The sequence below is a fragment of the Microbacterium algihabitans genome (assembly GCF_032464975.1).
Classification (GTDB): domain Bacteria; phylum Actinomycetota; class Actinomycetes; order Actinomycetales; family Microbacteriaceae; genus Microbacterium; species Microbacterium algihabitans.
In genome coordinates this window covers 1-25,898 of record NZ_JAWDIU010000009.1, presented here as the reverse complement: position 1 = coordinate 25,898, position 25,898 = coordinate 1, and the positions used below count along the sequence as shown (strand labels likewise).

23 protein-coding genes are annotated in these 25,898 nt (G+C 72.7%); 10 read left to right on the top strand and 13 right to left on the bottom strand.

Translation table 11 applies throughout. From position 1 onward, the window contains the following. Positions 1 to 60: 60 nt before the first annotated feature. The 3 genes from RWH43_RS17575 (at position 61) to RWH43_RS17565 (ending at position 3,012) form a co-directional block, all read left to right on the top strand. The gene (locus RWH43_RS17575) at positions 61 to 1,293 is read left to right on the top strand and encodes an ABC transporter ATP-binding protein (protein ID WP_316002160.1); all 1,233 of its coding nucleotides are present in this window, start codon (positions 61 to 63) and stop codon (positions 1,291 to 1,293) included. Next, entirely contained in the window at positions 1,290 to 2,108 is an 819-nt protein-coding gene (locus RWH43_RS17570) for an ABC transporter permease (protein ID WP_154097164.1), read from the top strand. The genes RWH43_RS17575 and RWH43_RS17570 overlap by 4 nt, the downstream gene beginning before the upstream one ends. A gap of 85 nt (positions 2,109 to 2,193) precedes the next feature. Next, positions 2,194 to 3,012, top strand: a complete 819-nt coding sequence (locus tag RWH43_RS17565) for a sulfite exporter TauE/SafE family protein (protein WP_144831633.1) — start codon at positions 2,194 to 2,196, stop codon at positions 3,010 to 3,012. Between the two features lie 24 nt (positions 3,013 to 3,036). Here the strand turns inward: RWH43_RS17565 and RWH43_RS17560 are convergent, their stop codons facing one another. Next, on the bottom strand, positions 3,037 to 3,426 hold the full coding sequence (locus tag RWH43_RS17560) for a hypothetical protein (protein ID WP_316002159.1): 390 nt from the start codon (positions 3,424 to 3,426) through the stop codon (positions 3,037 to 3,039). 117 nt (positions 3,427 to 3,543) lie between these two features. Between RWH43_RS17560 and cofG the strand changes: the two genes are divergently transcribed. From cofG to cofC, 4 genes are all read left to right on the top strand, one after another. Beyond that, positions 3,544 to 5,898 (top strand): 7,8-didemethyl-8-hydroxy-5-deazariboflavin synthase CofG, encoded by a 2,355-nt coding sequence (gene cofG / locus RWH43_RS17555; protein WP_316002158.1) that lies wholly within the window; start codon positions 3,544 to 3,546, stop codon positions 5,896 to 5,898. Further along, complete coding sequence (locus RWH43_RS17550) at positions 5,895 to 7,364, top strand: flavin-containing monooxygenase (protein ID WP_316002157.1); 1,470 nt, start codon at positions 5,895 to 5,897, stop codon at positions 7,362 to 7,364. Before cofG ends, RWH43_RS17550 begins: the two co-directional genes overlap by 4 nt. A 44-nt stretch (positions 7,365 to 7,408) precedes the next feature. Continuing rightward, positions 7,409 to 8,419 (top strand): glucose-6-phosphate dehydrogenase (coenzyme-F420), encoded by a 1,011-nt coding sequence (gene fgd, locus RWH43_RS17545; RefSeq protein WP_144831622.1) that lies wholly within the window; start codon positions 7,409 to 7,411, stop codon positions 8,417 to 8,419. Positions 8,420 to 8,507: 88 nt separating this feature from the next. Next, a complete protein-coding gene (gene cofC / locus RWH43_RS17540) occupies positions 8,508 to 9,143 on the top strand; it encodes a 2-phospho-L-lactate guanylyltransferase (protein WP_144831619.1) in 636 nt (211 codons plus the stop codon). 13 nt (positions 9,144 to 9,156) lie between these two features. On the opposite strand, the gene cofD is transcribed toward cofC, so the two are convergent. From cofD to hemE, 11 genes are all read right to left on the bottom strand, one after another. Beyond that, the gene (cofD, locus tag RWH43_RS17535; RefSeq protein WP_316002156.1) at positions 9,157 to 10,122 is read right to left on the bottom strand and encodes a 2-phospho-L-lactate transferase; all 966 of its coding nucleotides are present in this window, start codon (positions 10,120 to 10,122) and stop codon (positions 9,157 to 9,159) included. Between the two features lie 279 nt (positions 10,123 to 10,401). Beyond that, entirely contained in the window at positions 10,402 to 11,742 is a 1,341-nt protein-coding gene (gene hemL / locus RWH43_RS17530; protein WP_316002155.1) for a glutamate-1-semialdehyde 2,1-aminomutase, read from the bottom strand. 103 nt (positions 11,743 to 11,845) lie between these two features. Then, on the bottom strand, positions 11,846 to 12,829 hold the full coding sequence (gene hemB, locus RWH43_RS17525; protein ID WP_316002154.1) for a porphobilinogen synthase: 984 nt from the start codon (positions 12,827 to 12,829) through the stop codon (positions 11,846 to 11,848). After that, on the bottom strand, positions 12,826 to 13,641 hold the full coding sequence (locus RWH43_RS17520; RefSeq protein ID WP_316002153.1) for a uroporphyrinogen-III synthase: 816 nt from the start codon (positions 13,639 to 13,641) through the stop codon (positions 12,826 to 12,828). The genes hemB and RWH43_RS17520 overlap by 4 nt, the downstream gene beginning before the upstream one ends. Further along, on the bottom strand, positions 13,638 to 14,636 hold the full coding sequence (gene hemC, locus RWH43_RS17515; protein WP_316002152.1) for a hydroxymethylbilane synthase: 999 nt from the start codon (positions 14,634 to 14,636) through the stop codon (positions 13,638 to 13,640). Before hemC ends, RWH43_RS17520 begins: the two co-directional genes overlap by 4 nt. Continuing rightward, a complete protein-coding gene (hemQ, locus tag RWH43_RS17510; RefSeq protein ID WP_144831601.1) occupies positions 14,633 to 15,304 on the bottom strand; it encodes a hydrogen peroxide-dependent heme synthase in 672 nt (223 codons plus the stop codon). Before hemQ ends, hemC begins: the two co-directional genes overlap by 4 nt. A gap of 127 nt (positions 15,305 to 15,431) precedes the next feature. After that, positions 15,432 to 15,710, bottom strand: coding sequence for a hypothetical protein (locus tag RWH43_RS17505; RefSeq protein WP_144831598.1), 279 nt, complete (start codon positions 15,708 to 15,710; stop codon positions 15,432 to 15,434). Then, the gene (locus RWH43_RS17500) at positions 15,700 to 16,110 is read right to left on the bottom strand and encodes a phage holin family protein (protein ID WP_144831596.1); all 411 of its coding nucleotides are present in this window, start codon (positions 16,108 to 16,110) and stop codon (positions 15,700 to 15,702) included. Before RWH43_RS17500 ends, RWH43_RS17505 begins: the two co-directional genes overlap by 11 nt. Before the next feature lie 4 nt (positions 16,111 to 16,114). Then, positions 16,115 to 16,516, bottom strand: coding sequence for a hypothetical protein (locus RWH43_RS17495; RefSeq protein ID WP_144831593.1), 402 nt, complete (start codon positions 16,514 to 16,516; stop codon positions 16,115 to 16,117). A gap of 111 nt (positions 16,517 to 16,627) precedes the next feature. Next, positions 16,628 to 18,133, bottom strand: a complete 1,506-nt coding sequence (locus RWH43_RS17490; RefSeq protein WP_316002151.1) for a protoporphyrinogen/coproporphyrinogen oxidase — start codon at positions 18,131 to 18,133, stop codon at positions 16,628 to 16,630. Beyond that, the gene (gene hemE, locus RWH43_RS17485; protein ID WP_316002150.1) at positions 18,130 to 19,167 is read right to left on the bottom strand and encodes a uroporphyrinogen decarboxylase; all 1,038 of its coding nucleotides are present in this window, start codon (positions 19,165 to 19,167) and stop codon (positions 18,130 to 18,132) included. The genes RWH43_RS17490 and hemE overlap by 4 nt, the downstream gene beginning before the upstream one ends. Positions 19,168 to 19,267: 100 nt before the next feature. Here hemE and RWH43_RS17480 point away from each other — a divergent pair, with 100 nt between their 5' ends. From RWH43_RS17480 to RWH43_RS17470, 3 genes are all read left to right on the top strand, one after another. After that, positions 19,268 to 20,599 (top strand): glutamyl-tRNA reductase, encoded by a 1,332-nt coding sequence (locus RWH43_RS17480; protein WP_230703813.1) that lies wholly within the window; start codon positions 19,268 to 19,270, stop codon positions 20,597 to 20,599. A gap of 26 nt (positions 20,600 to 20,625) precedes the next feature. Next, complete coding sequence (locus RWH43_RS17475; RefSeq protein WP_144831581.1) at positions 20,626 to 20,907, top strand: hypothetical protein; 282 nt, start codon at positions 20,626 to 20,628, stop codon at positions 20,905 to 20,907. Positions 20,908 to 21,119: 212 nt separating this feature from the next. Then, a complete protein-coding gene (locus tag RWH43_RS17470; RefSeq protein ID WP_154097152.1) occupies positions 21,120 to 21,695 on the top strand; it encodes an HhH-GPD-type base excision DNA repair protein in 576 nt (191 codons plus the stop codon). Between the two features lie 64 nt (positions 21,696 to 21,759). Here RWH43_RS17470 and RWH43_RS17465 read toward each other — a convergent pair whose 3' ends face one another. Next, entirely contained in the window at positions 21,760 to 25,758 is a 3,999-nt protein-coding gene (locus RWH43_RS17465; RefSeq protein ID WP_316002149.1) for an SCO7613 C-terminal domain-containing membrane protein, read from the bottom strand. Positions 25,759 to 25,898: the final 140 nt, after the last annotated feature.

Below are 25,898 nucleotides of genomic sequence, written 5' to 3'. Positions count from 1 at the left end.
GGTTTTTCCGCCCCCGATCGGGGAAGATGGTCTGAACACCCGCGGAATGAAAGGTGCCGTATGCCCGACGGACAGGTCCTGGAGCTCGCCGGGCTCACCAAACGGTTCGGCGCGGTCTCGGCGGTCGACGACCTCACCGCGCGCATCGAGCCCGGCCAGGTCACCGGATTCCTCGGCCCCAACGGCGCCGGCAAGACCACCTCGCTGCGCATGCTGCTCGGTCTCGTGCGCCCGACCGCGGGCACCGCGACCATCGGCGGCAAGCGCTACGTCGACCTCGAGAACCCCCTCCAGAGCGTGGGCGCGGCCCTCGAGGCTTCGAGCTTCCACCCCGGCCGTTCCGCCGCCAAGCACCTCACCGCCTACGCGCAGGCCGCCGGGCTCCCCCGCGCCCGCGTCGACGAGGTGCTGGGTCTGGTCGGACTCGCCGACGTCGCCGGGCGCCGCGTCGGCGGCTTCTCGCTCGGCATGCGTCAGCGCCTCGGGCTGGCGACCGCCCTCCTGGGCGACCCGGGCGTGCTCGTGCTCGACGAGCCCTCGAACGGACTCGACCCCGAGGGCATCCGCTGGATGCGCTCGCTGCTGCGCCACCTCGCCGAAGAGGGGCGCACGGTGCTCATCTCGTCGCACCTGCTCGCCGAGGTGCAGCAGACCGTCGACGCGCTGCTGATCATCTCGCGCGGCCGCCTGGTCTTCCAGGGCGGCATCGAAGACCTCGCCGACCCCGACGAGTTCTCGACCGTCGTCGACTCGACCGACCGCCCCGCGCTCTCGCGCGTGCTCGACGAACAGGGCATCGAGTACCAGCTGCTTCGCAACGGCTTCACGATCCGCCACCACGACCCCATCGGAATCGGCGCGCTGGCGGCGTCGAACGGTGTCGCCCTGTCGAACCTGCAGAGCAAGGGTGCGAGTCTCGAAGACATCTTCCTCGAGCTGGTCAGCGGGGTGCGCGTGCACGCGAGTGCCGGCGCACCGACCTCGCAGGACGAGGTTCCGGATGCCGCGACCCCGAACGACCCGTCGGCCGTCACGGAGCCGCCCGTCGCGCAGCCCGTGGTCGCCGAGTCCGCGGCATCCACCCCCTCGGACGACCCCGGCGACGCCGACGACCCCCGCCCCTCCACCGCCCTCGTCGCCGTGATGGCCCCGCCGCGCGCGGCGAGCCGGGTGGCATCCGCGCCCGCTGCCGAGAGCCCCCGGCGCTCGTACGCGGTCGCCTCGACCGGCGTGATCGACATCGTCCCGCGACCCGACGCTCCGGCGCACGAGAACGAGGAGGGGCAGCGATGACGCTCCTGGCATCCACCCGCTCCGAGTACACGAAGCAGTTCTCCACCGCCGGATGGTGGGTGCTCGCGATCGTGCTCGTCGCGTACGTGGCCTTCACGGCGGGTGTGCTCGCCTTCGTCTTCGGCGGCGTCGCATCGGGACAGCTCGGCGGCGCGACCGGCCCGGCCCTCGCCGCCGCGGCCGTCCCGCGCCTCGTCTACAGCTCGGCGACCGCCGTGGGCTATGTCTTCCCCCTTCTCGTCGGCACGCTCATGGTGACCACCGAGTTCCGCCACAAGACGCTCACCCCCACGTTCCTGGCCACCCCTCGGCGCGGCGTCGTGCTCGGCGGCAAGTTCGCCGTGGGCATCGTCGTGGGCCTGCTCTACGGCATCCTGGGCGTCATCGCCTCGGTCGGCGCCGGCGCCGGCGTGCTGGGGATCTTCGGCATCGACACGCAGCTCGGCTCGTCCGACACCTGGGTGCTCGTGGGCCGCATGATCCTGGCGTTCATGCTGTGGGCCCTCGTGGGCATCGGGGTGGGCACGGTCGTGCGCAACCAGGTCGCCGCGATCGTGATCGTGCTGGCCGTGACGCTGTTCATCGAGCCGATCGTCCGCACCGTCGGCGGTGTCGTCGAGGGGTTCGGCGACATCGTCAAGTGGTTCCCGAGCGCGGCGAGCGACGCGTTGGTCGGCGAGACGATCTTCGCCACGATGTCGGCCGCCGGAACCGCGACGCTCGAGTGGTGGGTCGGCGGGCTCGCCCTGCTCGGCTACGCCGTGCTGTTCCTCGTGATCGGGCTCTTCACCACCTGGCGCCGCGACATCGACTGAACCCCGCAGGCTCGCGCCGGTCGAACGTCCGGCCGCGCCGCGCACCCGCATTTGGCAGGCCCGCCGGGGTCGGCGACAATCGAGCGTGCTCGATGGACCGGTGATCGCCGAGTGGCTCCCCGTTTCGGTCGGAGCCCTCGTGCTGCTGCTGGTCGCCGCCGGCGTCGCCGGCTGGGTCGACGCGGTCGTCGGCGGGGGCGGGCTGATCCAGCTCCCCGCACTGGTGATCGCGGTGCCCAAAGACGTCGCGACGCCCTTCATCCTCGGCACGAACAAGCTGTCGTCGTTCTTCGGCACCCTCTCGGCGAGCTGGGTGTACCTGCGCAAGATCAGGGTGCAGCTGGTGCTTCTCGCGCCCCTCGTGATCGGCGCCTTCGCCGGATCGACGGTGGGCGCGGCCCTCTCGCGCTACGTCCCGCGCGAGGTGCTGACACCGATCGTGCTCGTCGCCGTCGTCGCCGTGGGCCTCTACACGCTGTTCAAGCCGAAGATGGGCCTGCACCACGAACCACGCCACACGGCGGCGCGCGCCATCGCCTGGCGCGCCGCGGCCATCGGACTCGCGGTCGGGTTCTACGACGGCATCCTGGGCCCCGGCACCGGGTCGTTCTTCGTCATCCTCATCGTCGGCGTGCTCGGCTACGGCTTCCTGCAGGCGAGCGTCAACGCCAAGATCGCCAACCTCACCACGAACCTCGCCGCCCTCGCGGTGTACGGGGTGCACGGCGAGGTCATCCTCGTGCTGGGCCTCGCGATGGCCGTGCTCAACGTCACGGGCGGCTTCATCGGCGCCCACATGGCCACGCGTCGCGGCAGCGGCTTCGTGCGCATCGTGTTCCTGGTGACGCTGTCGCTGCTCATCGTCAAGCTCGCGTGGGACACGATCGCGCAGTTCACGTCGTAGCTTCCGGCCGGAGCCGGACGGAGGTCAGGCGACGATGTCGGCGACGTCTTCGGGCTCGGATGCCACGTCGAGACGCAGCGCCTTCAGCAGCGCCACGCCGTGCTTGGTGGTGAGTACCAGACGCTCGAATTCGTCGTGACCGACGAGGTCGACGACCACGCTGGGCTTGCGCCCGCGGATGATGACGAAGTCGTTGCCCCCGGCCGACTTCCACGTGCCCGCGCCCACGGCGACCGGCAGGTTGATCCCGGGGTTCGGCACGCCGCGGATCCACGTCCACGCGTCGTCGGTCAGCTGCACGCGGTCGATGCTCTCACGGGGCACGACGATGTTGCTCTTGCGGAAGGAGAGCGCTCGCTCGGTCGCCGACAGCACGACCTCGAGCCGCGTCGAATCGAGCAGCAGGGTCACCATGCATCCATCCTGCCAGCGGTGGGCGCGCCCCATCGGCGTGGCACCTCACAGGAGCACAACGATCACCCGCCCGCACCCCGCGACCCCGATGTCGGAGGTGCGGGATAGCCTTGACCAATGAGCACGGGCAGCGTTGCGCCGCGAGTCGCACCGGCCCGAGGCGCGTCGATCGACGATCTTCTGGCGGCGATCTCCACGGGGTATCGCCCCGATGTCGACGAGACCGAGGCGCTCCTCCACGCCCCGCTCCCCGCGCTCTTCCGCGTGGCCTCGGCACTGCGCGACGAGGGGCTCGAGAACGCCGGTCGTCCCCGCGTCATCACCTACTCGCGCAAGGTGTTCGTGCCGCTGACGACCCTCTGCCGCGACCGCTGCCACTACTGCGTCTTCGTCGACACCCCCGGCCAGCTCAACCTGCTGCGCAAGCCCGCGTACATGAGCCCCGAGCAGGTGCTCACCGTCGTACGCCAGGGGCAGGCGATGGGCTGCAAAGAGGCACTGCTGACCCTCGGCGACCGTCCCGAAGAACGCTGGCCCGAAGCCCGCGCGTGGCTCGACGAGCACGGCTTCGCCTCGACCATCGACTACGTCGCGCACATCGCCCGACTCATCACCGCCGAGACCGGCATGCTCGTGCACGCCAACCCCGGCGTCATGCACCCCGATGAGCTCGCCGCCCTGCGACCCGTCTCCCCGTCGATGGGCATGATGCTCGAGACCACCTCGCGCCGCCTGTACGAAGAGCCCGGCCAGGTGCACTTCGGCTCGCCCGACAAAGACCCCGCCCTGCGACTGAAGGTCATCGACGACGCCGGGGCCGCCGGCATCCCGTTCACCACGGGCATCCTCGTCGGCATCGGCGAGACGGTGCGCGACCGCGCCGAGTCGCTGGTCGCCCTGCGCGAGAGCGACGACCGGCACGGGCACGTGCAAGAGGTCATCGTGCAGAACTTCCGCGCGAAGCCCCGCACGGCGATGCAGGGCGCTCCGGATGCCGACATGCACGACTATCTGGCAGCCGTCGCCGTCGCGCGACTCGTGTTCGGCGCCGACATGCGCATCCAAGTGCCGCCGAACCTCTCCGACCCGCGCGAACTGGGGCTGCTGATCGAAGCGGGGATCGACGACTGGGGCGGGGTATCACCCCTGACCGCCGACCACGTCAACCCCGAGCGCCCATGGCCGCAGATCGACGACCTCGCCGCGCAGACCGCGGCGCAGGGCTACGTCCTTCGCGAGCGCCTGACCGCGCACCCCGAGTACGTGGGCGACGCCGATCGCTGGATCGACCCGGCCCTGCACGCTCCGCTCCGCGCCCTGGCGGATGCCACGGGACTCGCGGCCGATGTGAAGCCCGCGGCCGCACCGGCTGCAGCGGGGGCGCCGGGCGCGAGTGTCGTCGACCCCGGCGTGAAGCGCCTGGCCGAGCGGGCGGCATCCGCCCCTCTCGACCTCGGCGATGACGACTGGGCCAGGCTGCTTCGCGCCACCGGCGCCGAGCTCGACGAGCTCACCGCCGCCGCCGACGACGCGCGCCGGTACACCGTCGGCGAGCCCATCACCCTCGTGCAGAACCGCAACCTCACCTCGAGCGGGTTCCGTCGCGCCGGCCGCACCGGCGCGGGAGAGTTCGACCTCGACGACGCCGCCGAGATCGCACGGGATGCCGCCGACCTCGGTGCGACCGAGATCTGCATCCAGGGGGCGCTCCGACCCGACGAAGACGCCTCGGGCTATCTCGACCTCGTGCGGGCGGTGAAGCGCGGGGCTCCCGGCATCCACGTGCACGCGTACCGACCGCTCGACGTGCGCGACCTCGCCGACCGCGGCGGGCTCAGGCTCGACGGCGCGCTCGCAGCCATGCGCGAGGCCGGCGTCGACACCGTCCCCGGCACGGGCGTGAAGATCCTCAGCGAGCGCGTGCGCGCCCTCGTCGCCCCGGGCGACCTCGAGATCGAGCGCTGGGTCGAGGGCATCACCGCCGCCCACCGCGCCGGTTTCCGCTCGACCTCGGTGCTGTTCTACGGGCACGTCGAGACCGCCGAGGAGCGCATCGCGCACCTGCGCCGCCTGCGCGAGATCCAGGCCGAGACCCACGGCTTCGCGGAGTTCGTGCCGATCCCCCTGCCGGGTGGAGACGTCGCCCTCGTCGAGGGTCGCAGCCCCCTCGACGAGCATCGCGCGATGGTCGCCGTGTCGCGCCTCGCGCTGTCGGGGAGCATCTCCCACGTGCAGATCGCGTGGACCCGCGTCGGCCGCGAGGCCGCGGCCGTGCTGCTGCGCTCCGGCGGGGACGACCTCGGCGGCACCCTTTCCGACGGTCGCGTGCGGCCCGACACCGGCATCGAGCAGGGCCTCGAGCTGCCGGTCGCGGCAGCCGAACGCATCGCGCGGAGCCTCATGCGTCCCTTCCGCCTGCGGACCACCGACTACCAGGTCGCCCCCCGACCGGGCGACGGACATCCCGCATGAGGATCATCGACACGGTCGTGGTCGGGGCCGGGTTCGCGGGCCTCGCGATGGCCGGTGCCCTGCGACGAGCGGGCCGCGACGACGTGATCGTGCTCGAGCGCGCGACCGACGTCGGCGGCACCTGGCGCGACAACACCTACCCCGGCGTGGCGTGCGACGTGCCCGCGCACCTGTACAGCCTCGCCGCGCACCCCAACGCGGGTTGGTCGCGCACCTTCGCGCCGGGTGGCGAGATCCAGGCTTACCTGCGCGACGTCGCCGCCCGCGAAGGGCTCGTCGACAAGCTGCGACTGCGCACGCCGATGCTCGGCGCCGCGTGGGACGCCGAGACGTCGGTCTGGCGCATCGACACCGGCAGCGAAGAGCTTCTCGCCCGCTCGCTCGTGCTCGCGTGCGGGCGCCTCACCGAGCCGTTCGTCCCCACGATCCCCGGGCTCGAGTCGTTCGCGGGGCCGCTGTTCCACTCCGCGCGGTACGACCACGACGTCGACCTCACGGGCAAGAGGGTCGCCGTCGTCGGCACCGGGGCGAGCGCCGTGCAGCTCGTGCCCGAGCTCGCGCGTCGCGCCGCGCACGTCACGCTCTTCCAGCGCACCCCCGCGTGGATCGTCCCCCGCGGCGGGGGCGACATCCCCCTCGCCGAGCGCGAACGCCTCGCCGACAACCCCGGCGCCCTGGCCCGCCTGCGGGCCGAGCTCTACGCCGAGGGCGAGCAGCGTTTCGCCTCGCGGTCGGGTGACGCCGTGGCATCCGCCGCCGCTCGCGACGCCGCCCTCGCGCACCTGCACGCGCAGGTCGCCGACCCTGCGCTGCGCGCCGCGCTCACCCCCGACTACGCCTTCGGCTGCAAGCGCGTGCTGCTCTCCGACGCGTTCTACCCGGCGGTGGCGTCGGATGCCGTGACCCTCGAACCCACGGAGCTCGCCTCCGTCGAGGGCTCGACGCTGACCGCCGCGAGCGGCGAGCGATACGAGGCCGACGTGCTCGTGCTCGCGACGGGGTTCGCCTCGGCCGAGCAGCCGTACGCCGACCTCGTGCGCGGCGACGACGAGACCCTCGCCGAACACTGGTCGGCGGGTATGACCTCGTTCGGCTCCACCGTCGTCTCCGGCTTCCCCAACCTCTTCGTGCTCAACGGCCCCAATGCGAGCCTCGGCCACAACTCCGCCGTGCTCATGGCCGAAGAGCAGGCCGCCTACGTGGTGCGCGCCCTCTCCGAACGCGATCGCCGCCCCGAGCGGGTGCTGCGCGTACGCCCCGAGGCCGAAGCGGCCTACACCGCGGAGATCGATGCCGCCGCGGCATCCACTCCCTGGATGACCGGCGGATGCCGCAACTGGTACGTCGACGCCCGCTCGGGCCGGCTCACCCTGCTGTGGCCGGGCACCGTGCAGTCGTTCCGGGAGCGCCTCACCGGCGCCGACGGGTCGGAGTTCGAACCCGCGCACACCCCCGTGCGCAGCTGACCACCTCGCGCACGCCCGTGCGCGCGTCACGCAGAAGGAGACTCATGAGCGTTCCCCTGAGATTCGGCTACAAGGCCTCGAGCGAACAGTTCGGGCCCAACGAGCTGCTCGAATTCGGCGTGCTGGCCGAGGAGGTCGGCTTCGACTCCGTCTTCCTCTCCGACCACCTGCAGCCGTGGATGCACGACGGCGGTCACGCCCCCAACGCCCTCCCCTGGCTCGGCGCCCTGGGCGCGCGCACCGAGCGCGTCATCATCGGCACGAGCGTTCTCACCCCGACCTTCCGCTACCACCCCGGCGTCATCGCGCAGGTGTTCGCGACCCTCGGCGTGATGTACCCCGGCCGCGTCGTGCTGGGCGTCGGCACCGGCGAGGCGCTCAACGAGGTGACCCTGGGTCTCGAGTGGCCCGAGCCGCCCGAGCGCTTCCAGCGCCTCAAAGAGGCCATCACGATCATCAACGAGCTGTGGGCCGGCGAGCGCGTCACCTACGAGGGCACGTACTACTCGGTCAAGGACGCCACGATCTACGATCGCCCCGAGCAGAAGGTGCCGATCTACATCGGCGCCTCGGGACCCGCGGCCACGCGTCTGGCCGGCCGCATCGCCGAGGGCTACATCACCACGAGCGGCAAAGACCCCGAGCTCTACACCGAGAAGCTGCTGCCCGCCCTCGACGACGGCCTGTCGAAGGCCGGCCGGTCGCGCGACGACGTCGACACCCTCATGGAGGTGAAGGTGTCGTACCACCCCGACCACGACACCGCGATGGAGAAGACCCGCTTCTGGGCCCCCCTCGCGCTCACCGCCGAAGAGAAGATGAGCGTGCACGACCCGATCGAGATGCAGCGCCTCGCGAACGAGCTGCCGATCGAGCGCGCGGCCTCGCGCTTCATCGTCTCGACCGACCCCGACGAGCACGTCGAGCGCATCGCGCGGTACGTCGACCTCGGCTTCCGCCACCTCGTGTTCCACGACCCCGGGCACGACCAGAAGGAGTTCCTGCACATGTACGGCGAGGAGATCCTGCCCCGCCTGCGCAAGCGGTTCGCGTGAGGCGCCGGGGTGGCGCGGGGCTGCACATTTCGCGGCACCCCGCCACCCCCGCACGCGAATGTCGGACGGTCGGCACACAATGGAGCCGATGAGCATTCCTGACACCTCCGGCTGGACGATCGTCGTGCCGGTGAAGCCCGCCGCGGTCGGCAAGACCCGACTCACCGACGTCGGCACCGACCGCGAGACCCTCGCGCGCGCCATCGCGCTCGACACCATCGTCGCCGCGGCCGCCGCCGATCTGGTGTCGCGCGTCATCGTCGTGACCGACGATGAGGGCGTCCGCTCCGAGTTCCGCCGCTCGCGCACCGTCGCCGTGGTGCCCGAGGGCGACACCCGCGGTCTCGACGCCGCCATCGCCCTCGGCGCCGAGGCGGCCGGGGTCGGCGTCCCGCGGGCCGCGCTACTCGGCGACGTCCCCGCCCTGCGCCCCGCTGATCTCGACGCCGCGCTCGAGCTCGCGGCATCCGTCGAACGGGGTTTGGTGACGGATGCCGAGGGCACGGGCTCCACGCTCGTCACCGCCCGCGCCGGGGCGGTGTGGGTCTCGGCCTTCGGCCCCGATTCCGCCGCCCGTCACCGGCTACTCGGCTGCACCGATCTGGCCGTGGAGCGCGACTCGACGCTGCACCGCGACGTCGATACGGCGGCCCAGCTGTCCGAGGCCGTGGCGCTCGGCGTGGGTCCGCGGACGTCGGCGGTGCTGTCTGCGGCTGCGGCCTGACCGGGCCGGAGCCTCAGGCCCCGAGCGCTGCCTCCGCGATCGCGGCCGAGGTCGCCTCGTCGCGCATCCACAGCGGGGTGACGACGGCGCGGATCCCCGCGGCCTCCACCTCTGGTGCCCCCGCCGCGTCCTCCTCGGCGAGCAGCCACGCGTCGAGCACGCCGTCCGCCGACCGCGCGCCGTACTGCCGGGCGACGGCCGCGGCGGAGGTCTCGACCCCGATCGCGGTCAGGCAGACGTCGGCCATGCCGCGCACGACCCGCCCGCCGATGATCGGCGAGACGCCGACCACCTTCGCCGACGTGTCCCGCACGGCATCCCGGATCCCGGAAACCGCCAGGATCGGACCGATCGACACGACGGGGTTCGACGGTGCGATCAGGACGACATCGGCCGCCGCAATGGCCTCGGCGACGCCCGGCGCGGGCACGGCATCCGCGATCCCGGGGTTCTCGAAGGCACGGGGGGTGAGCTTCGCGCGGTGGCGCGTCCACCACTCCTGGAAGTGCAGGCGCCCGCCGTCGTCGAACAGCACGTGGGTGTCGACCTCGCTGTCGGTCATGGGGAGCATCCGGATGCCGAGCGGCCACCGCTGCGCCATGCGCGCGAGCACCTCGGTCGGGGTGAGTCCGTCGCGCAGCCACCCCGTGCGCGCCAGGTGCGTGCCGAGGTCGAGATCGCCGAGCGTGAACCACGGCCAGCCCGCGCCCCACGCCTGGAGTTCTTCGTTGACGCGCTCGGTGTCACCGGCCCGACCCCAGCCGCGCTCCGTGTCGTTGACGCCGGCCAGGGCGTACGTGATCGAATCGACGTCGGGCTGCAGACGCACACCAGACAGCCACAGGTCGTCGCCCGTGTTGACGACGACGGTGGCCTCGGGGGCGTTCAGCCGGCGGAGGGCCGCGCGGACGCCGAGGGTGAACTTCGACCCCCCGACTCCACCGGCGAGGACGACGACACGGGGCTGGGGAGGAAGCATTGGTTCAGTCTTCCAGCCGCACGGAGGGCGATCGACCGGAACCGGTGTCGCTCAGCTCGACCGGGCATCGACCGCGGCACCGCCACGCAGCGGCTGCCACGTCGCGCGACGCCGACGCGGGGCCATCGACGTCGGCCACCACGCCGCGAGCCGCGACAACAGCGGCGAGAGGACGGACGGTGCGGGAGGTGCGGGAAGCATGGTTCCAGCCTCGCCGCACGGCATCCGTCGCACATCATCGCAACGGACGAAACGGGTCCTCCTCGAGGATGATCCCGGCTACTGCGCGAGCAGCGTCGGATCCAGCGCCTCCGCGGCAGCCTTCGCCGCGACCGGCAGCGCCTCGAGCACGCGCTCGAGGGCGACCTCGTCGTGGGCGGCGGTGAGGAACCAGGCTTCGAAGACGCTCGGGGGCAGCGAGACCCCGGCATCCAGCATCGCGTGGAAGAAGGGCGCGTACCGGTAGGACTGCTGCGTGAGCGCCGTGGCATAGTCGAGGGGAATCTCGGGCAGGAACGCGACGCCGAACAGCGAGCCCGCGCGCGGCACGGCGTGCACGACGCCCTCAGCCGTCAGCGCCGCGTTCAGCGCATCGGCGACCTGCGTGGCCGCGGCGTCGACCGCGGCGTAGACCTCGGGAGTGGCCAGGCGCAGGGTCGCGAGACCGGCGGCCACCGACAGCGGGTTCCCCGACAGCGTGCCCGCCTGGTACACGGGGCCGAGGGGCGCGAGGTGGTCCATGATCTCGGCGCGACCGGCGAGGGCCGCCAGCGGCATGCCGCCGCCGATGACCTTGCCGTACGTGAGGATGTCGGGCAGGTAGCGCTCGCCCTGCGAGGCCTGCAGACCCCAGAAACCGGCCGGGTGCACGCGGAATCCGGTGAGCACCTCGTCCACGATCAGCAGGGATCCGTGGCTGTGCGCGATGTCGGCGAGGGCGGCGTTGAAGCCGGGGAGCGGCGGGACGACGCCCATGTTGGCCGAGGCGGCCTCGACGATGATCGCGGCGATGTTCTCGCCGTGCACCTCGAACACCTCGCGCACCGCATCGAGGTCGTTGTAGGGCAGCACGAGCGTCTGCGCGGCGATGGGCGCGGGAACACCGGCCGACCCGGGCAGGGCGAGGGTCGCGACGCCCGATCCGGCGGCGGCCAGCAGGCCGTCGGAGTGGCCGTGGTAGTGCCCGGCGAACTTGATCAGCAGGTCGCGACCGGTCACGCCGCGCGCGAGACGGATCGCCGTCATCGTCGCCTCGGTTCCGGTCGACACCAGACGCACCTTCTCGATCGGCTTCAGGTCTCCGACCTGCACGCGCTGCGCGACGAGATCGGCCAGTTCGACCTCGGCCCCCGTCGGAGCACCGAACGACAGACCGCGGGATGCCGCGGACTGCACCGCCCCGACCACCTCGGGGTGCGCGTGGCCGAGCAGGGCCGGACCCCACGAGGCGACGAGGTCGACGTACTCGCGACCCGCGGCATCCGTGATCCGAGGGCCGGACGCCGACTGCACGAACCGCGGCGTGCCGCCCACGGAGCCGTACGCGCGCACGGGCGAGTTGACTCCGCCCGGAATGACGTCCTTGGCGCGAGCGAACCACTGGTCGTTGAGATCGGTCATGGCATCCATTCTTCCGGGCGCCCCTGAGTGAGGGGTCGAAAAGTGTCGCTTCGACGCCGTCCAGGCGACGAGAAGGGACCCCTCACGTGTGAGAGGAGACAGCTCAGAGCTCGGCGCGGAGCCAGCGGGCGGCCTCGACCGCCCAGTACGTCAGGATCGCGTCGGCGCCGGCGCGACGGATGCCGAGCAGGCTCTCCATGATCGCGCCGCGGCGGTCGATCCAGCCGTGGGCCGCAGCCGCCTCGACCATCGCGTACTCGCCCGACACCTGGTACGCCCACACGGGCACGTCGACCGAGGCCTTCACGTCGGCGAGCACGTCGAGATACGGCAGCGCCGGCTTGACCATGACGACGTCGGCGCCCTCTTCGACGTCGAGCAGCGCTTCGCGGACGCCCTCGCGGCCGTTGCCGGGGTCGAGCTGGTACGAGCGGCGATCGCCCTTCAGCTGCGAGTCGACGGCCTCGCGGAACGGGCCGTAGAACGCCCCCGCGTACTTCGCCGAGTAGGCGAGGATCAACGTGTCGGTGAAGCCCTCGGCGTCGAGCGCCTCGCGCACCGCGCCGACCTGACCGTCCATCATTCCCGACAGCCCCAGCATCGCCGAGCCCGCGCGCGCCTGGGCGAGGCCCATCGCGGTGTAGCGCTCGAGGGTCGCGTCGTTGTCGACGGCCCCGTCGTCACGGAGGACGCCGCAGTGCCCGTGATCGGTGAACTCGTCGAGGCACAGGTCGGTCTGCACGACCACCGCATCGCCGACCTCGGCCACCACGGCCTCGGTGGCGCGGTTCAGGATGCCGTTCGGGTCGTCGGCGCCGGAGCCCACCGCGTCGCGCACCTCGGGCACGCCGAAGAGCATCACCCCGCCGATGCGCTGCTCGGCGGCCTCGGCGACCGCGCGGCGGAGGGAGTCCATCGAGTGCTGCACGATGCCGGGCATCGAACCGATCGGGCTCGGCTCGGTGATGCCCTCGCGCACGAACATCGGCAGCACGAGCTGCGAGGGCACGAGGTGGGTCTCGCGAGCGAGACGATGGACGGCGGGGGTGCGGCGCAGGCGCCGCGGGCGGTGCTCGGGGAAGCTCATGAGGTCGATTCGTCGGAGTGCAGGGGGAAGCGGGCGACGGCTTCGATGAGGGAGTCGACGGTCTGGGTCTCGGCCACCACGTCGACGCTCAGACCGGCGCGCTTGGCGTCTTTGGCGGTGCGGGGGCCGATGGCGGCGATGACGGTGGATGCCGGGATCTCGGGGAACTGGTCGACGACCTGCTCCGCGACCGAGCCACTGGTGACCAGGATGGCGTTGATGCGACCCGAGGTGACGTCGGCCGCGATCTTCTCGGTCACGGGCACGCCCACCGTGCGATACGCGACGACGCTGCGCACGTTGTGCCCGGCCTCGATGAGCAGGCGCGTGAGCACGGGCTTGGCGATCTCGCTGCGGAGGGTCAGCACGTTGCGCGGCTCGGTCTCGATCGCGATCATCTGCTCGGCCATGCCCTGCGCCGAGTTGTCGCGCTCGGGCACGAGGTCGACGTGGTAGCCGACGGCCTGCATCGCCGCGGCCGTGGTCTCGCCCACGACGGCGACCTTGGTCTGCGCGGGGATCACGGCCTTAAAGGCGTAGAGCACGTCGACGGTGGTGGCGCTCGTCAGCGTCAGCCAGTCGAAGGCGCCGTCAGCGAGGTCGGCGAGTGCCTGGTCGAGGGTGGCCTGATCGTTCGTCGGCGCGAAGTTGATCAGCGGAGCGATGACCGGAACGGCTCCGAGCTGACGCAGGCTGGCGGCGACGCCGTCGCCCCAGGGGCCTCCGCGCGGCACGAGCACGCGTCGACCGGACAGAGGTTTGGGCACGCCGCCCGTCGAGGGGTTCGGCGTGTTCCAGTGGCCTTCATTCATGTGGTCGACTCTCGTGGTACCAGGTCGGCCGCCCCACGTTCGAGCAACCGACGCGCGGCTTCTCGGCCCGCTCGCGCCGCTCGCGCGATCGTTCCCCCGTCGTCGGCAGCATCCGCTCCGTTGCCACTGCCCGTTTCCCCACCATACCCCGGCGAGAGACGCACGGTTCGGTCGATGCCGATCCGTTGCGTTCCATCGAGCGCGTAGACCACGGCCCGCAGCCGCAGATCACCCTCGGTGAGCGAGGCGTGCGTGCCGACGGGGGCGCTGCACCCGGCGTCGAGCGCCGAGAGCACCGTGCGTTCCGCGGTGATCGCGACCCGGGTGTCCTCGTCGTCGAGCTGCGCGAGGGCCGCGAGGATCTCGGGGTCGATGTCGGTGCGCGTCTCGACGGCGAGCGATCCCTGGCCGGGAGCCGTGGGCCACTCCGACAGGCCCAGGGCCTCGGCCTCGAGACCGCCGAGGTCTCCCCCGAGCCGCGACAAGCCGGCGGCGGCGAGGATCACGGCATCCAGTTCGCCGTCGCGCACGCGCGCGAGGCGCGAGTCGACGTTGCCGCGGATGTCGCGGATGTCGAGGCGCGGGTTGTGCCGCGAGGCCTGAGCGATGCGGCGGGGCGAACCCGTGCCCACCCGCGCGCCCGGGGCGAGAGAGCCCAGGGGAACACCGTCGCGCGTCACGACGACGTCGCGAGCGTCTTCACGCGTCGGGGTCGCGGCGATCACCAGGCCGTCGGGCTGCTGCGTCGGCAGGTCTTTCAGCGAGTGCACGAGGAAATCGCATCGATCGGCGGCGAGCGCCTCGCGCAGACTGTTGGCGAAGACGCCGCGCCCGCCCAGCTGAGACAGCGACGCGCGGTTGACGTCGCCCTCCGACACGATCGGGACCAGTTCGACGGGGCGACCGGATGCCGCGGCCACGGCGTCGGCGACCATCTGCGACTGCGCCATCGCCAGGGTGCTGCGGCGGGTGCCGAGGCGCAGAGGCGCGCTCACTGGAGGATCTCGGGGATCTCGTCGAGGGAGACCAGACGGCCCGTGTAGAACGGCACCTCCTCGCGCACGTGACGACGGGCCTCGGTGTAGCGGAGGTCGCGCATCATGTCGACGAGGTCGGTGAGCACGTCGGCCTCCATCGGCAGGAGCCACTCGTAGTCGCCGAGGGCGAACGAGGCCACCGTGTTGGCGATGACGCCCTTGTAGGCGGAGCCCTTCTTGCCGTGCTCGATGAGCATCTCGCGGCGCTCCGCCTCGGGCAGCAGGTACCACTCGTAGCTGCGCACGAAGGGGTAGAGGCACAGCCACTGCTGCGCCTCGATGCCGCGGAGGAAGCCGGGCACGTGCGAGCGGTTGAACTCGGCGTCGCGGTGCACGCCCATCGCGTTCCACGTGGGCAGGAGGTTCTTCAGCAGCTCGGTGCGGCGCAGGCGGCGCAGATCGCGCTGCAGCGCCTGGGGGTCTTCGCCGTGCAGCCAGACCATGAGGTCGGCGTCGGCGCGCAGGCCGCTGACGTCGTAGAAGCCGCGGACGGTGACGCCGTCGGCCTCGATGAGCGAGACCAGGTCGGCCAGCTCGGTCGCCTCGGAGGCGACGACGGGGTTCTCGGGGTCGCGGCGGAACACGGCCCAGAGCGTGTAGACGGAAGAGGAGCTGTCATCGGACATGCTCCTAGTCTCGTCTCGTCGGGGCAGGGGTCCAAACCCGTTGACTCGGCGGTGAACCACCGCAGGACTCCCCGCGCGAACGCCGAAGCGGCCCGGTCCGGGAGGACACGGGCCGCTTCGAGACGGATCAGCGCGTGTAGGCGCGCACGAGACCCCAGACGGCGAGGCCGACGAGGGCCGCCGCACCGGCGACGGCCGCGATGGCCACCTCGGGGTTCTGCTGCGCCTTGGTGCGGAACTCCTGCACCTTGCGCTCGACGGCTTCGCTCGCTCGACGCGGGGCGTTGGCCTTCACTTCGATCGCTGCCAGGGCCGCGCGGAGTTCGGCGCGAGCCGACTTCACGGGGTCGGTGATGCCCAGCGGGACCGCGGTGCGGGGAACGGGGACGGGGCGATCAATACTCATCGCGGGCCTCCTTCACGATGCGGACGTCTTCGGAGATGGCCGTGCCGGGGTTCTCGCGGTTCGCGAGCTTCTTGAACCGCAGGTATCCGAGCAGAGCGAGGATCGCCGTGATCACGATCATCACCGCGAACACGACGAGCGCCGACAGCCACACCGGCCACCACGACGAGAGCCCGGCGATGACGAAGGCGAAGAACACCGGAATGGCCCAGAACACCACGATGAGGGCGCCCACGAACCAACCGGCGCCGATCCCGGCGTCTTTCGCCGTGCGCTGCGCCCAGGCCTTGGCACCGTTGATCTCGGCGACGACGAGGTTGCGCACGAGCTCGGGGATGTCCCCGATCAGCGTGAACAGGCTGTCGTCGGAACGATCGCGGAATCCGCGGGGAGTGGTCATGCGGTCAGCTCCCGGACGCGCCGGAACCACCCTGAGCTGCCTTGGCGCGCGTGGTGGCGGACTTCTCGGCGCGCTTGGCGTCGTCGACGGAGTCTTCGACCACGTCGGCGACCTCGTGGGCCGACTGCTTCGCGGCACGACCGGCGCGCTCGGCGCGCTCCTGCACGGTGCCCGAGCCACTGGCGGCACCGGTGACCGACTTCGCGCCCTTCCACACCACGCCGGGGACGGACTTGAGGGCCGAGACGCCGAACGCCTTGACCTTCTCCACCTGTCCCTGCACGACGGGCTGGTCCCAGACCTTGCCGGCCTGCGTCTTGATCTGCTCATACCGCTGGCGGCCGGCGCGTGCTCCGAGCACGTAGCCCGCCACGAGTCCGACGACGAGTGCTGCTTTGCCCCTCATGGGGTCTCCTCACGCTCGATCGAGTGCTGGTCGACTCTCACAGTAGTCACGTATGCCGCGTCCGGCATCCGCCCTTGACAGCACGACGCCCATGCACGAGGGCGCGGGCGCTCAGGTGCGCCAGAGAGCGGCGCTGCGCACGCGGTCGGCCTCGTCGCGCGCGTCGGGGATGACCTGCGCCAGCCCCGTGCCCGACACCCACGCGCCCGTGACACCGAGGCCGTCGACGGCACGGACCGCGGCGCGCGCGGCCGACGTCGCGGCGGCGCGGCCGATCGTGGCCGCGGGTTGCGACTGCACGTACCGCACCCGGTGGGAGTCGATCAGGGCGGATGCCGGGAGCTCCACGCCCAGCATCGCCGCGGCCTCGGTGCGCGCCAGGTCGGCGGCGGAGGCGTCGTCGAGTGCCGCCGTGGCGGGCTCCTCGCCCTGCGCGCCGAACGAGACGCGCACGACGTGCACGCCGGGCTCGGCCGCGTCGCGCACCCAGTCCCACTTGGCGCTGGAGTGCGTCATCGCCTTGGCGACGTGGCTGCCGGGCACCGTGAGCACTCCGGTTCCGCGCGGAGCGGCGTCGAGCACCGGGGCGTTCACCACCAGCGTCACCACCTCGACGACGGGAGCGACCGGGTCGCCGATCTCGAGGCCCGTCACGACGGGGGCGAGCAGTTCGCGGGCCGGGCCCTCGGGGAGGGCGACGAGCACGGCGCGCGCCGCGAGCGGCTTCTCGTCGACCGAGGTGACGACCGCCCAGCCGTCGCTCGTGCGCTCGAGCTTCTCGGCGGCCACACCGCGGCGCAGCTCGACCCCGGCCTCGTCGAGCACCTCGACGAGCCGGTCGACCAGGCGCGACATGCCCCCGACGATCCCCTGCACGGCGCCGCCCGGCGCGGGGGCCTTGCCCGCCCCCGTCGCGACGGGCACGTCGGACGCCGGAGCGTCGGCCGGGCGCGCGGCGGGGCGGCTCGCGCGGAGCTCGGCCACGGCACCGGTGAGCGACCCGACGCGCGTGAGCGCGGCGTTGAGGCCGGGAGCGGCGAGATCGACGTCGATGTCGTCGGGCCGCGCGGAGTAGACCCCACTGGTGACCGGCGCAACGAGACGGTCGAGCACCCGCGCGCCCAGGCGCGAGCCCACGAGCTTGCCGAGGCTGTGCGTGTGGCCGATCGTGAGCGGCGGACGCAGGCGATCGAGATAGGCGCGCCACGCACCCGGCCAGCCGATCACGCGTCGCACGTCGGGGGCGAAGGGATTGTCCGGGATGCCGAGCACCCCGCCCTTCGGGAGGGGCGCTGCCCCGACCCCGGGCACGCCCGCGACCCACGCACCGGCCGGGTTCGGCGAGACGACCTCGCCCGCGAGACCGAGCTCGTCGAGGAGCCCGCGCACGATCCCGCCGCGCGTCGCGAAGCTCTCGGCACCGACGTCGAGCGTCATTCCACCGACCTCGGCCGAGCGGACGACGCCGCCGAGCACGTCGGTCGCCTCGAGCACCGTCACGCGCAGCCCGACCTTCGCGCACTCGCGCGCGGCGACGAGGCCCGCGACGCCCCCGCCGATCACGACGACGTGCGTGTCATGGGCCTGGCGCACGAGCCGGTCGAGGGACTCGCTCACGCGTCTTCTCCGTGGGCCCGGGCGACGATGCGCGTCAGCACCGTGGGGTCGGTGTCGGGCGGGACGCCGTGACCGAGGTTGAGCACGTGGGCACGGGCCGCACGTCCGCGGGCGAGCACGTCGTCGACGTGGGCGGCCAGCACGGGCCACGGCGCCCCCAGGAGCGCGGGGTCGATGTTGCCCTGCAGCGTCACGTCGGGGCCGACGATCGCGGCCGCTTCGTCGAGCGGCATCCGCCAATCCACGCCGACGGCGTCGGCCAGGCCCCCCAGGCGCATGTCGTCGAGGAAGGCGCCCGTGCCGACGCCGAAGTGGATGCGCGGCACCTCGATGCCCTCGAGCGCCTCGGTGGAGTGCGGCGCGATGAACTCGCGGAAGGTCGCAGTCGAGAGGGATCCCGCCCACGAGTCGAACAGCTGCACCGCCTGGGCGCCGCCCTCGATCTGCGCGTCGAGGAACGCCCGCGACACCTTCGCCAGCCACCCCGCGAGACGGTGCCACGACTGCGGATCGGCGTGCATCATGCCGCGGGCCCGCAGATGCTCCTTCGAGGGACCGCCCTCGACGAGGTACGCGGCCAACGTGAACGGAGCGCCGGCGAAGCCGATGAGCGGCACCTGGTCGCTCAGCTCGGCCGTCACCCGGCGGGCGGCTTCGCGGATCGGGTCGGCCGCGGCGGCGACTTCGGCCGGATCGATCGAGGTGACGCGCTCGACGTCGGCGGCGGTGCGCACCGGGTCGGCGAACACCGGACCGCGCCCCGGCTCGATGACCACGTCGACACCAGCCAGCCGCAACGGCACCACGATGTCGCTGAAGAAGATCGCGGCATCCACGTCATGTCGACGGATCGGCTGCAGCGTGATCTCGGCGGCGAGGTCGGGCGTCAGGCACGCGTCGAGCATGCGCGTGCCCACCCGCAGCTCGCGGTACTCGGGAAGGGAGCGACCCGCCTGGCGCATGAACCACACGGGCTGGCGCTCGGGACGGTCGCCGCGGAGGGCACGGAGAAGGGGCGCGTCGGGTATGGCCATGGCATCCATCCTCCCATCCGACCCCTGAGCGCGAGGGGGATGCCTTGACGTCGAGAGGCCACCCGGAATACCCCGAGGAGGCCGGGCGTAGAATATCCACGTGTTGTTGTGCGTCAGCGCGAGTCACAAGACCGCGCCCTTCGAGCTCCTCGAGCGGCTCAGCGTACCCAGCACCCCCGTCGCTCCCTTGATCGCCGCGCACGACGATCTCGTGCAGGGTGCGGTCGTCGTCGCGACCTGCAACCGTTTCGAGGCCTACGTCGACATGGACGAGCCCGTCACCGCGGCCGTCGCCCTCGGCATCGACGCCACCCTGAGCGCGATCGAAGCCGCCACCGGCGTGCCCGCGAGCGAGCTCGAGGGGTCATACACCGTGCTCGGTGGCGACGACGTGGCCGAGCACCTGTTCTCGGTGGCATCCGGTCTCGAATCCGTCGTCGTCGGCGAGGGCGAGATCGCCGGTCAGGTGCGTCGCGCACTCACCGAGTCACGTCAGCTCGGCACCACCTCCGCCGAACTCGAGCGCCTGTTCCAGCGCGCCTCCGAGGCGCAGCGCGGCGTGAAGAACCACACCGCGATCGGTCGCGCGGGCCGCTCGCTCGTGCGCCTGGGCCTCGAGCTCGCCGACAGCCGCATCGCCGACTGGTCGACCCTGCGCGTGCTGCTCGTGGGCACCGGCGCCTACGCCGCCGCCACCGTCGCCGCCCTGCGCGACCAGGGCGCCGAAGACATCTCGGTGCACTCCCCCTCGGGCCGCGCCGCGAAGTTCGCCGCGAAGCACGGGCTGCGCGCGATCTCGGCCGAGACCTTCCCCTCGGCCGTCGCGCACGCCGACCTCGTCATCACCTGCACCACGAGCGAGCACCACGTCGTCAGCGCCGCGACATTCGCCGCCGGACGCGGGGCCTACGAGACCGCCGTCGACGACAGCACCGGCGTATGCCCCGTCGACCACACCGCGCGTCGCCTCGTGATCGACCTGGGCCTGCCCCGCAACGTCGACCCCGACGTGGCCACCGTGCCCGGTGTCGACCTGCTCGACCTCGAGACCATCCGCCTGCACGCCCCGCTCGAAGAGCTCCAGGCCACGGATGCCGCGCGCGACCTCGTGCGCGACGCCGCCCGCCGCTTCACCTCGGTCGGCGAGCGCAAGAACATCACCCCCGCCGTTGTCGCCCTGCGCGCCCACGTCTTCGGGGTGCTCGACACCGAGGTCGCCCGCGTGCGCGCCCGCGGCGACGAGAACGGCCAGACCGAGCAGGCGCTGCGCCACCTCGTCGGCGTGCTGCTGCACACCCCGACCACACGGGCGCACCAGCTCGCCGAGACCGGTCGCGCCGACGAGTACATCGACGCGCTGTCGGCCTTGTTCGGCATCGAGGTGGCCGAGCCCGCCGCTCCCGCGCGCGGCGAGATCGCCGACGCGGGCTGACTCCCCCCTCGGGCAGGATGGATGCCGTGAGCACTCCGGCATCCGAGGTCTACGTCGTCGCGGGCGAACCCCGCCGGGGCAACGCGCTGCGCTGGGTGGCGACGTTCGCCCTGGGCCTGCTGCACATCGAGGACGACGCGCCCTCGGTGACCGAGACGGTCATCCGCCGCGTCGACGGCTCGCTCGTGAAGCGGCTGAAGCCGGGGAGCGTCGCGCACTTCGAGGTGCAGATCAGCGAGGCGGCCGAGGATCTGCTCGAGATGGATGCCGTGCCCTTCGCCCGCAAGTGGATCGCGGAACCCGCCTGAGCGCACAACCGGGGGCGCGGGGTGCCGGGTCACGGGAGCGCGAGGTCGCTCAGAGCGCGAGACTGCATCTCGCTGACATCTCCGCTGCAGGCTGACGCCCCCTTTGTCAGCGAGTTGCAGTCTCGGCGATTTCGGGCACAGTCGACTCCCCCCGAGCGCGCCGTCGAGCGCGCGAGCGCCCCGCGCGCTCGGGTGCGCGGGAGAATGAACGCATGAGCCTGCGCATCACCGACGACCCGGCCGCCGACGAGCTGCTGTCGACCAATCCGCTCGCCCTGCTGATCGGCATGCTGCTCGACCAGCAGGTCGCCATGGAGACGGCGTTCGCGGGCCCGCTGAAGATCCAGGAGCGCACGGGGTCGGTCGACGCAGGTGCGATCGCTCATCAGGATCCCGACGAGTTCGCCGCCGCGTTCTCGCAGTCGCCCGCCGTCCACCGCTACCCGGGATCGATGGCGGGGCGCGTGCAGGCGCTCTGCGCGGCGATCGAGCAGGACTGGGACGGCAAGGCCGAGAACCTCTGGACGCGCGACGACCCCGACGGAAAGACCGTCCTGAAGCGCCTGAAGGCCCTGCCGGGCTTCGGCGAGCAGAAGGCGAAGATCTTCCTCGCCCTGCTCGGCAAGCAGCGCGGCTTCGACGGCGCCGGGTGGCGCGAGGCCTCCGCGCCGTACGGCGAAGAAGGGTCGTTCCGCTCGGTGGCCGACATCGTGAGCCCGGAGTCACTGACGAAGGTGCGCGAGCACAAGCGCGCCGCGAAGGCCGCCGCGAAGGAAGCGAAGGGCTGACTCCCTCCCCAGGCGATGAAGCTGCGGTCGACCGATCCGGCTCATTCCTCGGCGGCCCGCCGGCTCAGCGCAGCGACCGGATCGCCAGAGCCACCGCCTTGAGCTCGCGGATGCGCCGTTCGTAAGTGGCCGCCACGAAGATGAGCACGGCTCCGGCGATGCCGATCCAGACCCACAGCAGGCCGGACGCGCTCACATAGAGAGCCGAGATCCACGGCCACAGCTGCGCGACGGCATGCACGATGAGCACGATGCCGGCGAGCAGCACCGGAGCCTGCCACCGAAGACGCACCCCCGCCAACAGCACCGCGAGGGCCACGACGCCGAGGGCGATCGCGCGCCACAGCGCGTTGTCGGCCGTGAAGTCGAACAGCAACGAGGGCACCAGCAGCAGAACGAGACCGGGGCCGAGGGTCGGCCAGGTGCGCAGGGGCGGACGGCGTCGAAGCGAACGGATGCCGTGGACGACCAGGGCGATCGCGAGCGGAGCGGTGGCCGCTTCGACGGGGTCGGCGGCACCGATCGCGAACGCCGCGACGGCGAGGACCGCGGCCGCTCCGAAGCTCGACCAGAAGACAAGCGTCGCCGAGGAAGCGCGCCAGCACAGCCCGATGGCGAGCACGGCGGCGAGGGTGACGACCAGCCGCAGCGAACCCTCGCCGGTCGAGAGCCGGAGGATCGAGAGCACGACCGCGACCGCCGGAGCCGCGATGACGAGGGCGGTCGGTAGCGCCCGCGTGACGTCGGGGCGATGCAGAACGAGCAGCACCGCGATTCCCACCAGGGGCACGGTGGCGACGAGCATCCAGACGTCGAAGAGCGGGGTGGTGAGCTCTCGCACGGCGCGCAGGGAGGCGGCGAGGGCGAGGGCGAGTGAACCGACCGCCACGACGGGCACGACGAGCGGCGCGAGCGCGCCGCGCAGCCGCAGCGCCGCCCCGACGACCGCGACCGCCGCGACGATCACGATGAGAGCGCGCACCAGCGACGAGTCCGCGAGCGCGGCCGAGGGCAGGAGTCCGACGGCGAGGCCCACCGCGGCCAGCGCGACGAGGACGGGCGGGAGCGGGCGGGAGCGCGACAGCAGCGCGCCGGCGACCCACGCCAGGGCGAGGGGCACCGTCATCCACTCGATCGGCCGCACGTCGGCAGCGACGCCGACGAGGGCGACGAGGGCCGCTCCCCCCAGAGCCGCACCGGCGAGCGGAGCCCCCAGCACGGGACGAGCGAGACGAAGGCCGACGACGCCGAGCGCACCCAGCAGCGCGACGGCACCGACGGCGCGGACGATCGCCCCCTCACCGGCCGCGACCAGCACGGTCTCACCGAGCGCGAAGACGATCACCGCCGTCACCGCTACGGCTCGCGCGAGCGCCGGGGCCCACGTCGACGCGCGGCGGGCCAGCCCCGCAGCGGCGGCCAGGACCGCCGCGGCCGTGACGAGCACGACGAGATCGACGAGGCCCAGGTCCGGTCGAATCACGGCGTGCCCGATCTGCGAAACCGTGAGCAGCACGAGGGCGAGCGCCCCGGCGGAGCCGACCGCCACGGGGAGCTCGTCGGGAGTGCGCGGCGGACGCAACCAGGCTCCGAGCACGAGGACGGCGACCGAGACCAGGGCGATGACGACCGCGCGGGTCGGATCGGCCGGGTCGGCGAGAGCCGTGGGCACGAGGGCCAGCGTCGTACCCGACGCGGCGATGACCGCGGGGACGGCGGCCGAGCGCCCCGCGACGAGGCGCCGCGCGCGTTCGTGTCCCGCCGCGAGGGCGAGCAGCGCGAGGCCGACGGGAAGCGTGTAGAGCTCGACGGGTTCGGCGTCCGCCCAGAACAGGCGCGTCCACAGGGCGACGGCCCCGAAGACGAGCGCGAGCCAGACGAGGTGCCGACGCGCTCCACGCGAGGTGAAGAGGCCGTCGGCATCCGTCGCCCACAGCACGGCGGTCACGGCGGCCAGCAGCAGCGGAATCCAGCGGACGCCGTCGGAGGGGACGCCGACGATCGAGAGAAGCACCACGATCGCCGTGCCCGCGTCGAGGAAGACGCGCACCGGCCGATCGTCGCGGAGGGCCCGCAGGGCCACCGCCGCCGCGATCACGGCGATCGCCCCCAGCACGACCGCCCGCGCGAGCGGATCCGCGTCGACGAGTCGGAGCACGGCGCCGGCGGCCGTCGCGACCAGCAGCGGCACCAGCACGGCGGAGGCGGGGCGGGCCACGCGCCATGACCGATACGGCGGCGAGACCACCACCGCGCACGCCGCGGCCGCGACGGCGGCGGAGGCGAGCAGCCACACGTCGATCGCGCGGGCGGCGGGGACGATGCCGGCGAGACCGAGTCGCCAGTCGTCCGCCGCCGCGACGAAGCGCGTGAGCAGGGCGAGGGCACCCGCCACGACGACGACCGCGAGAGCGGTGAGCGCCCCCGCCTCGCGCTGGGCGGAGTCGAGACCGAGCCGGCGAGCGAGCGGGACCACCACGATGAGCAGCGCGAGGGTGCCCACGGCGAGGGCGACCGTGAAGGGAGAGGCGCCCTCGATCACCACTCCGGTTCCGGAACGGAGCGCCGTCGGTGCGAACAGAGCGCTGACCGCGGCGAACAGCACCACGGCGACGGTCGAGGGCACGCGCAGCGTCGGATGCGCCCCCGCGACGGCGGCGAGCACTCCCAGGGCGACGACCGTTGCGAGGGCCCAGGCGAGAGGAGACGAGAACGACAGCAGCCACCCCGTGCCGAGAGCCAGGGTGCCGACCACTGCCGCGAGGCCGATGTCGCCGCGCCGACGGCGCAGGACCACGACGGCGGCCACGGCGAGCGCGAGGCACCAGAGCACGACGAGGAGTAGCACGCGCAGCTGCGGTCCCGCGAGCAGCGCGACGGTCGCGGCCATGCCGAGCGCGAGGCCGCGACGCTCGGCCCAGCCCCCGAAGATCCGCCACACGAGGATCGCGAGGGCGACCAGCGCCACGAGGGCGATGACGGCGGCGGTCGACGTGGCATCCGGAGCATCGGCCTCGAGGGCGGATCGCCCGAAGATCGCGATGACCCACCGCAGCGGAGCCCCGAACGACAGCAGCGCCCAGCCGAGGGGCACGAGAGCGGCCAGGCCCGCGGCGACGGCGGCCGACAGAGCGGCCGAGTGCAGGGTCGTGCGACCCACACCGGCGGCGCTGCGCCGCGCGGCCACGTCGAGCACGAGCGCCACGGCGCCCGCGACGAGCACGGGCATGGTCGCCGCCAGCGTCGCATCGGCGGCGCGGGCGACGGTGCCGGCGATGCCCACGCCGAGGGCGAGCACGGCCGCGACCGCGGCCACCGGCGCGAGCCGCGCGGCCCCCTGCCGTGCGAACGACCACGCGTGCACGGCGAGGGCGAGGGCCAGGGCACCCGCGAGGATCACGGGGGTCGCGGTGTTGGCGGGGTCGACGAGCAGCGACATCGCGAGGGCGACCATCGCGCCGAGGGCGGAGAGGCCGCGCACGATCGCCGTCTCGACCGTCAGCGCGATGCGAGGGCGGGCGAGCCGAGGGGCGAAGGGGGCCGCGAGAGCCACGACCACCAGCACCAGTCCCCAGGCCCACCAGCCGAACGCCGCGTCGCGGGTGAGCAGGCCCGCGGCCAGCATCGCAGGACCGACCGCGAGGGCGAAGACCGCGGCCGACAGCGGGGCGCGCAGGCGCGACCGACGCGCCCATCCCACGAACACGACGCCGGCGACCGTCGTCGTGGCGCCCCAGTAGACGGCGGCGTCGACGTCGGCCGTCGCCCCCAGGTCGTTCGCGCGCACGGCCCATACATCGAGCCCGACGAAGGCGATGCCGAGCAGCGCGATGCCCTCGGCGGTTGCGCCGAGTCCGCGCCGCCGCAGGATCGATGCCGTGGCGATCACGCCCGCCGTGACGAGCGCGATGACGATCGAGCGCAGCACGAGGCCGCCGTTGATCCACGCGACCGTCAGGAAGAACGCCGCGGCCACCGCAAGCAGCACGACGCCGACCGAGAGCAGGAACACCTGCACGCCCGAGCGGCGCGGCCGGGCGGGGTCGGCAACGGGGGGTGCCACGCCGGGCGGCGGCACGACCGGCGGTACAGCGGCGGACGGCGGCACGGACCCGGATGCCGCTGCGGCGGGCGCGGTAGCGACGGGCGGCGCGGCGGCGGGCGCAGCAGCGACAGCCGGCGCGGAGCCGGGCGCAGCAGCGA

Coding starts and splice junctions, on each gene's coding strand:
- cofG (WP_316002158.1), top strand. CDS start 3,544: ATGAGCACGGGCAGCGTTGCGCCGCGAGTCGCACCGGCCCGAGGCGCG.
- cofD (WP_316002156.1), bottom strand. CDS start 10,122: ATGCTTCCTCCCCAGCCCCGTGTCGTCGTCCTCGCCGGTGGAGTCGGG.
- hemQ (WP_144831601.1), bottom strand. CDS start 15,304: ATGTCCGATGACAGCTCCTCTTCCGTCTACACGCTCTGGGCCGTGTTC.
- hemE (WP_316002150.1), bottom strand. CDS start 19,167: ATGGCCATACCCGACGCGCCCCTTCTCCGTGCCCTCCGCGGCGACCGT.
- RWH43_RS17550 (WP_316002157.1), top strand. CDS start 5,895: ATGAGGATCATCGACACGGTCGTGGTCGGGGCCGGGTTCGCGGGCCTC.
- RWH43_RS17495 (WP_144831593.1), bottom strand. CDS start 16,516: ATGAGGGGCAAAGCAGCACTCGTCGTCGGACTCGTGGCGGGCTACGTG.
- hemB (WP_316002154.1), bottom strand. CDS start 12,829: ATGAGCTTCCCCGAGCACCGCCCGCGGCGCCTGCGCCGCACCCCCGCC.
- RWH43_RS17570 (WP_154097164.1), top strand. CDS start 1,290: ATGACGCTCCTGGCATCCACCCGCTCCGAGTACACGAAGCAGTTCTCC.
- RWH43_RS17575 (WP_316002160.1), top strand. CDS start 61: ATGCCCGACGGACAGGTCCTGGAGCTCGCCGGGCTCACCAAACGGTTC.
- RWH43_RS17505 (WP_144831598.1), bottom strand. CDS start 15,710: ATGAGTATTGATCGCCCCGTCCCCGTTCCCCGCACCGCGGTCCCGCTG.
- RWH43_RS17470 (WP_154097152.1), top strand. CDS start 21,120: ATGAGCCTGCGCATCACCGACGACCCGGCCGCCGACGAGCTGCTGTCG.
- hemL (WP_316002155.1), bottom strand. CDS start 11,742: ATGACCGATCTCAACGACCAGTGGTTCGCTCGCGCCAAGGACGTCATT.
- RWH43_RS17500 (WP_144831596.1), bottom strand. CDS start 16,110: ATGACCACTCCCCGCGGATTCCGCGATCGTTCCGACGACAGCCTGTTC.
- fgd (WP_144831622.1), top strand. CDS start 7,409: ATGAGCGTTCCCCTGAGATTCGGCTACAAGGCCTCGAGCGAACAGTTC.
- RWH43_RS17560 (WP_316002159.1), bottom strand. CDS start 3,426: ATGGTGACCCTGCTGCTCGATTCGACGCGGCTCGAGGTCGTGCTGTCG.
- cofC (WP_144831619.1), top strand. CDS start 8,508: ATGAGCATTCCTGACACCTCCGGCTGGACGATCGTCGTGCCGGTGAAG.
- RWH43_RS17520 (WP_316002153.1), bottom strand. CDS start 13,641: ATGAATGAAGGCCACTGGAACACGCCGAACCCCTCGACGGGCGGCGTG.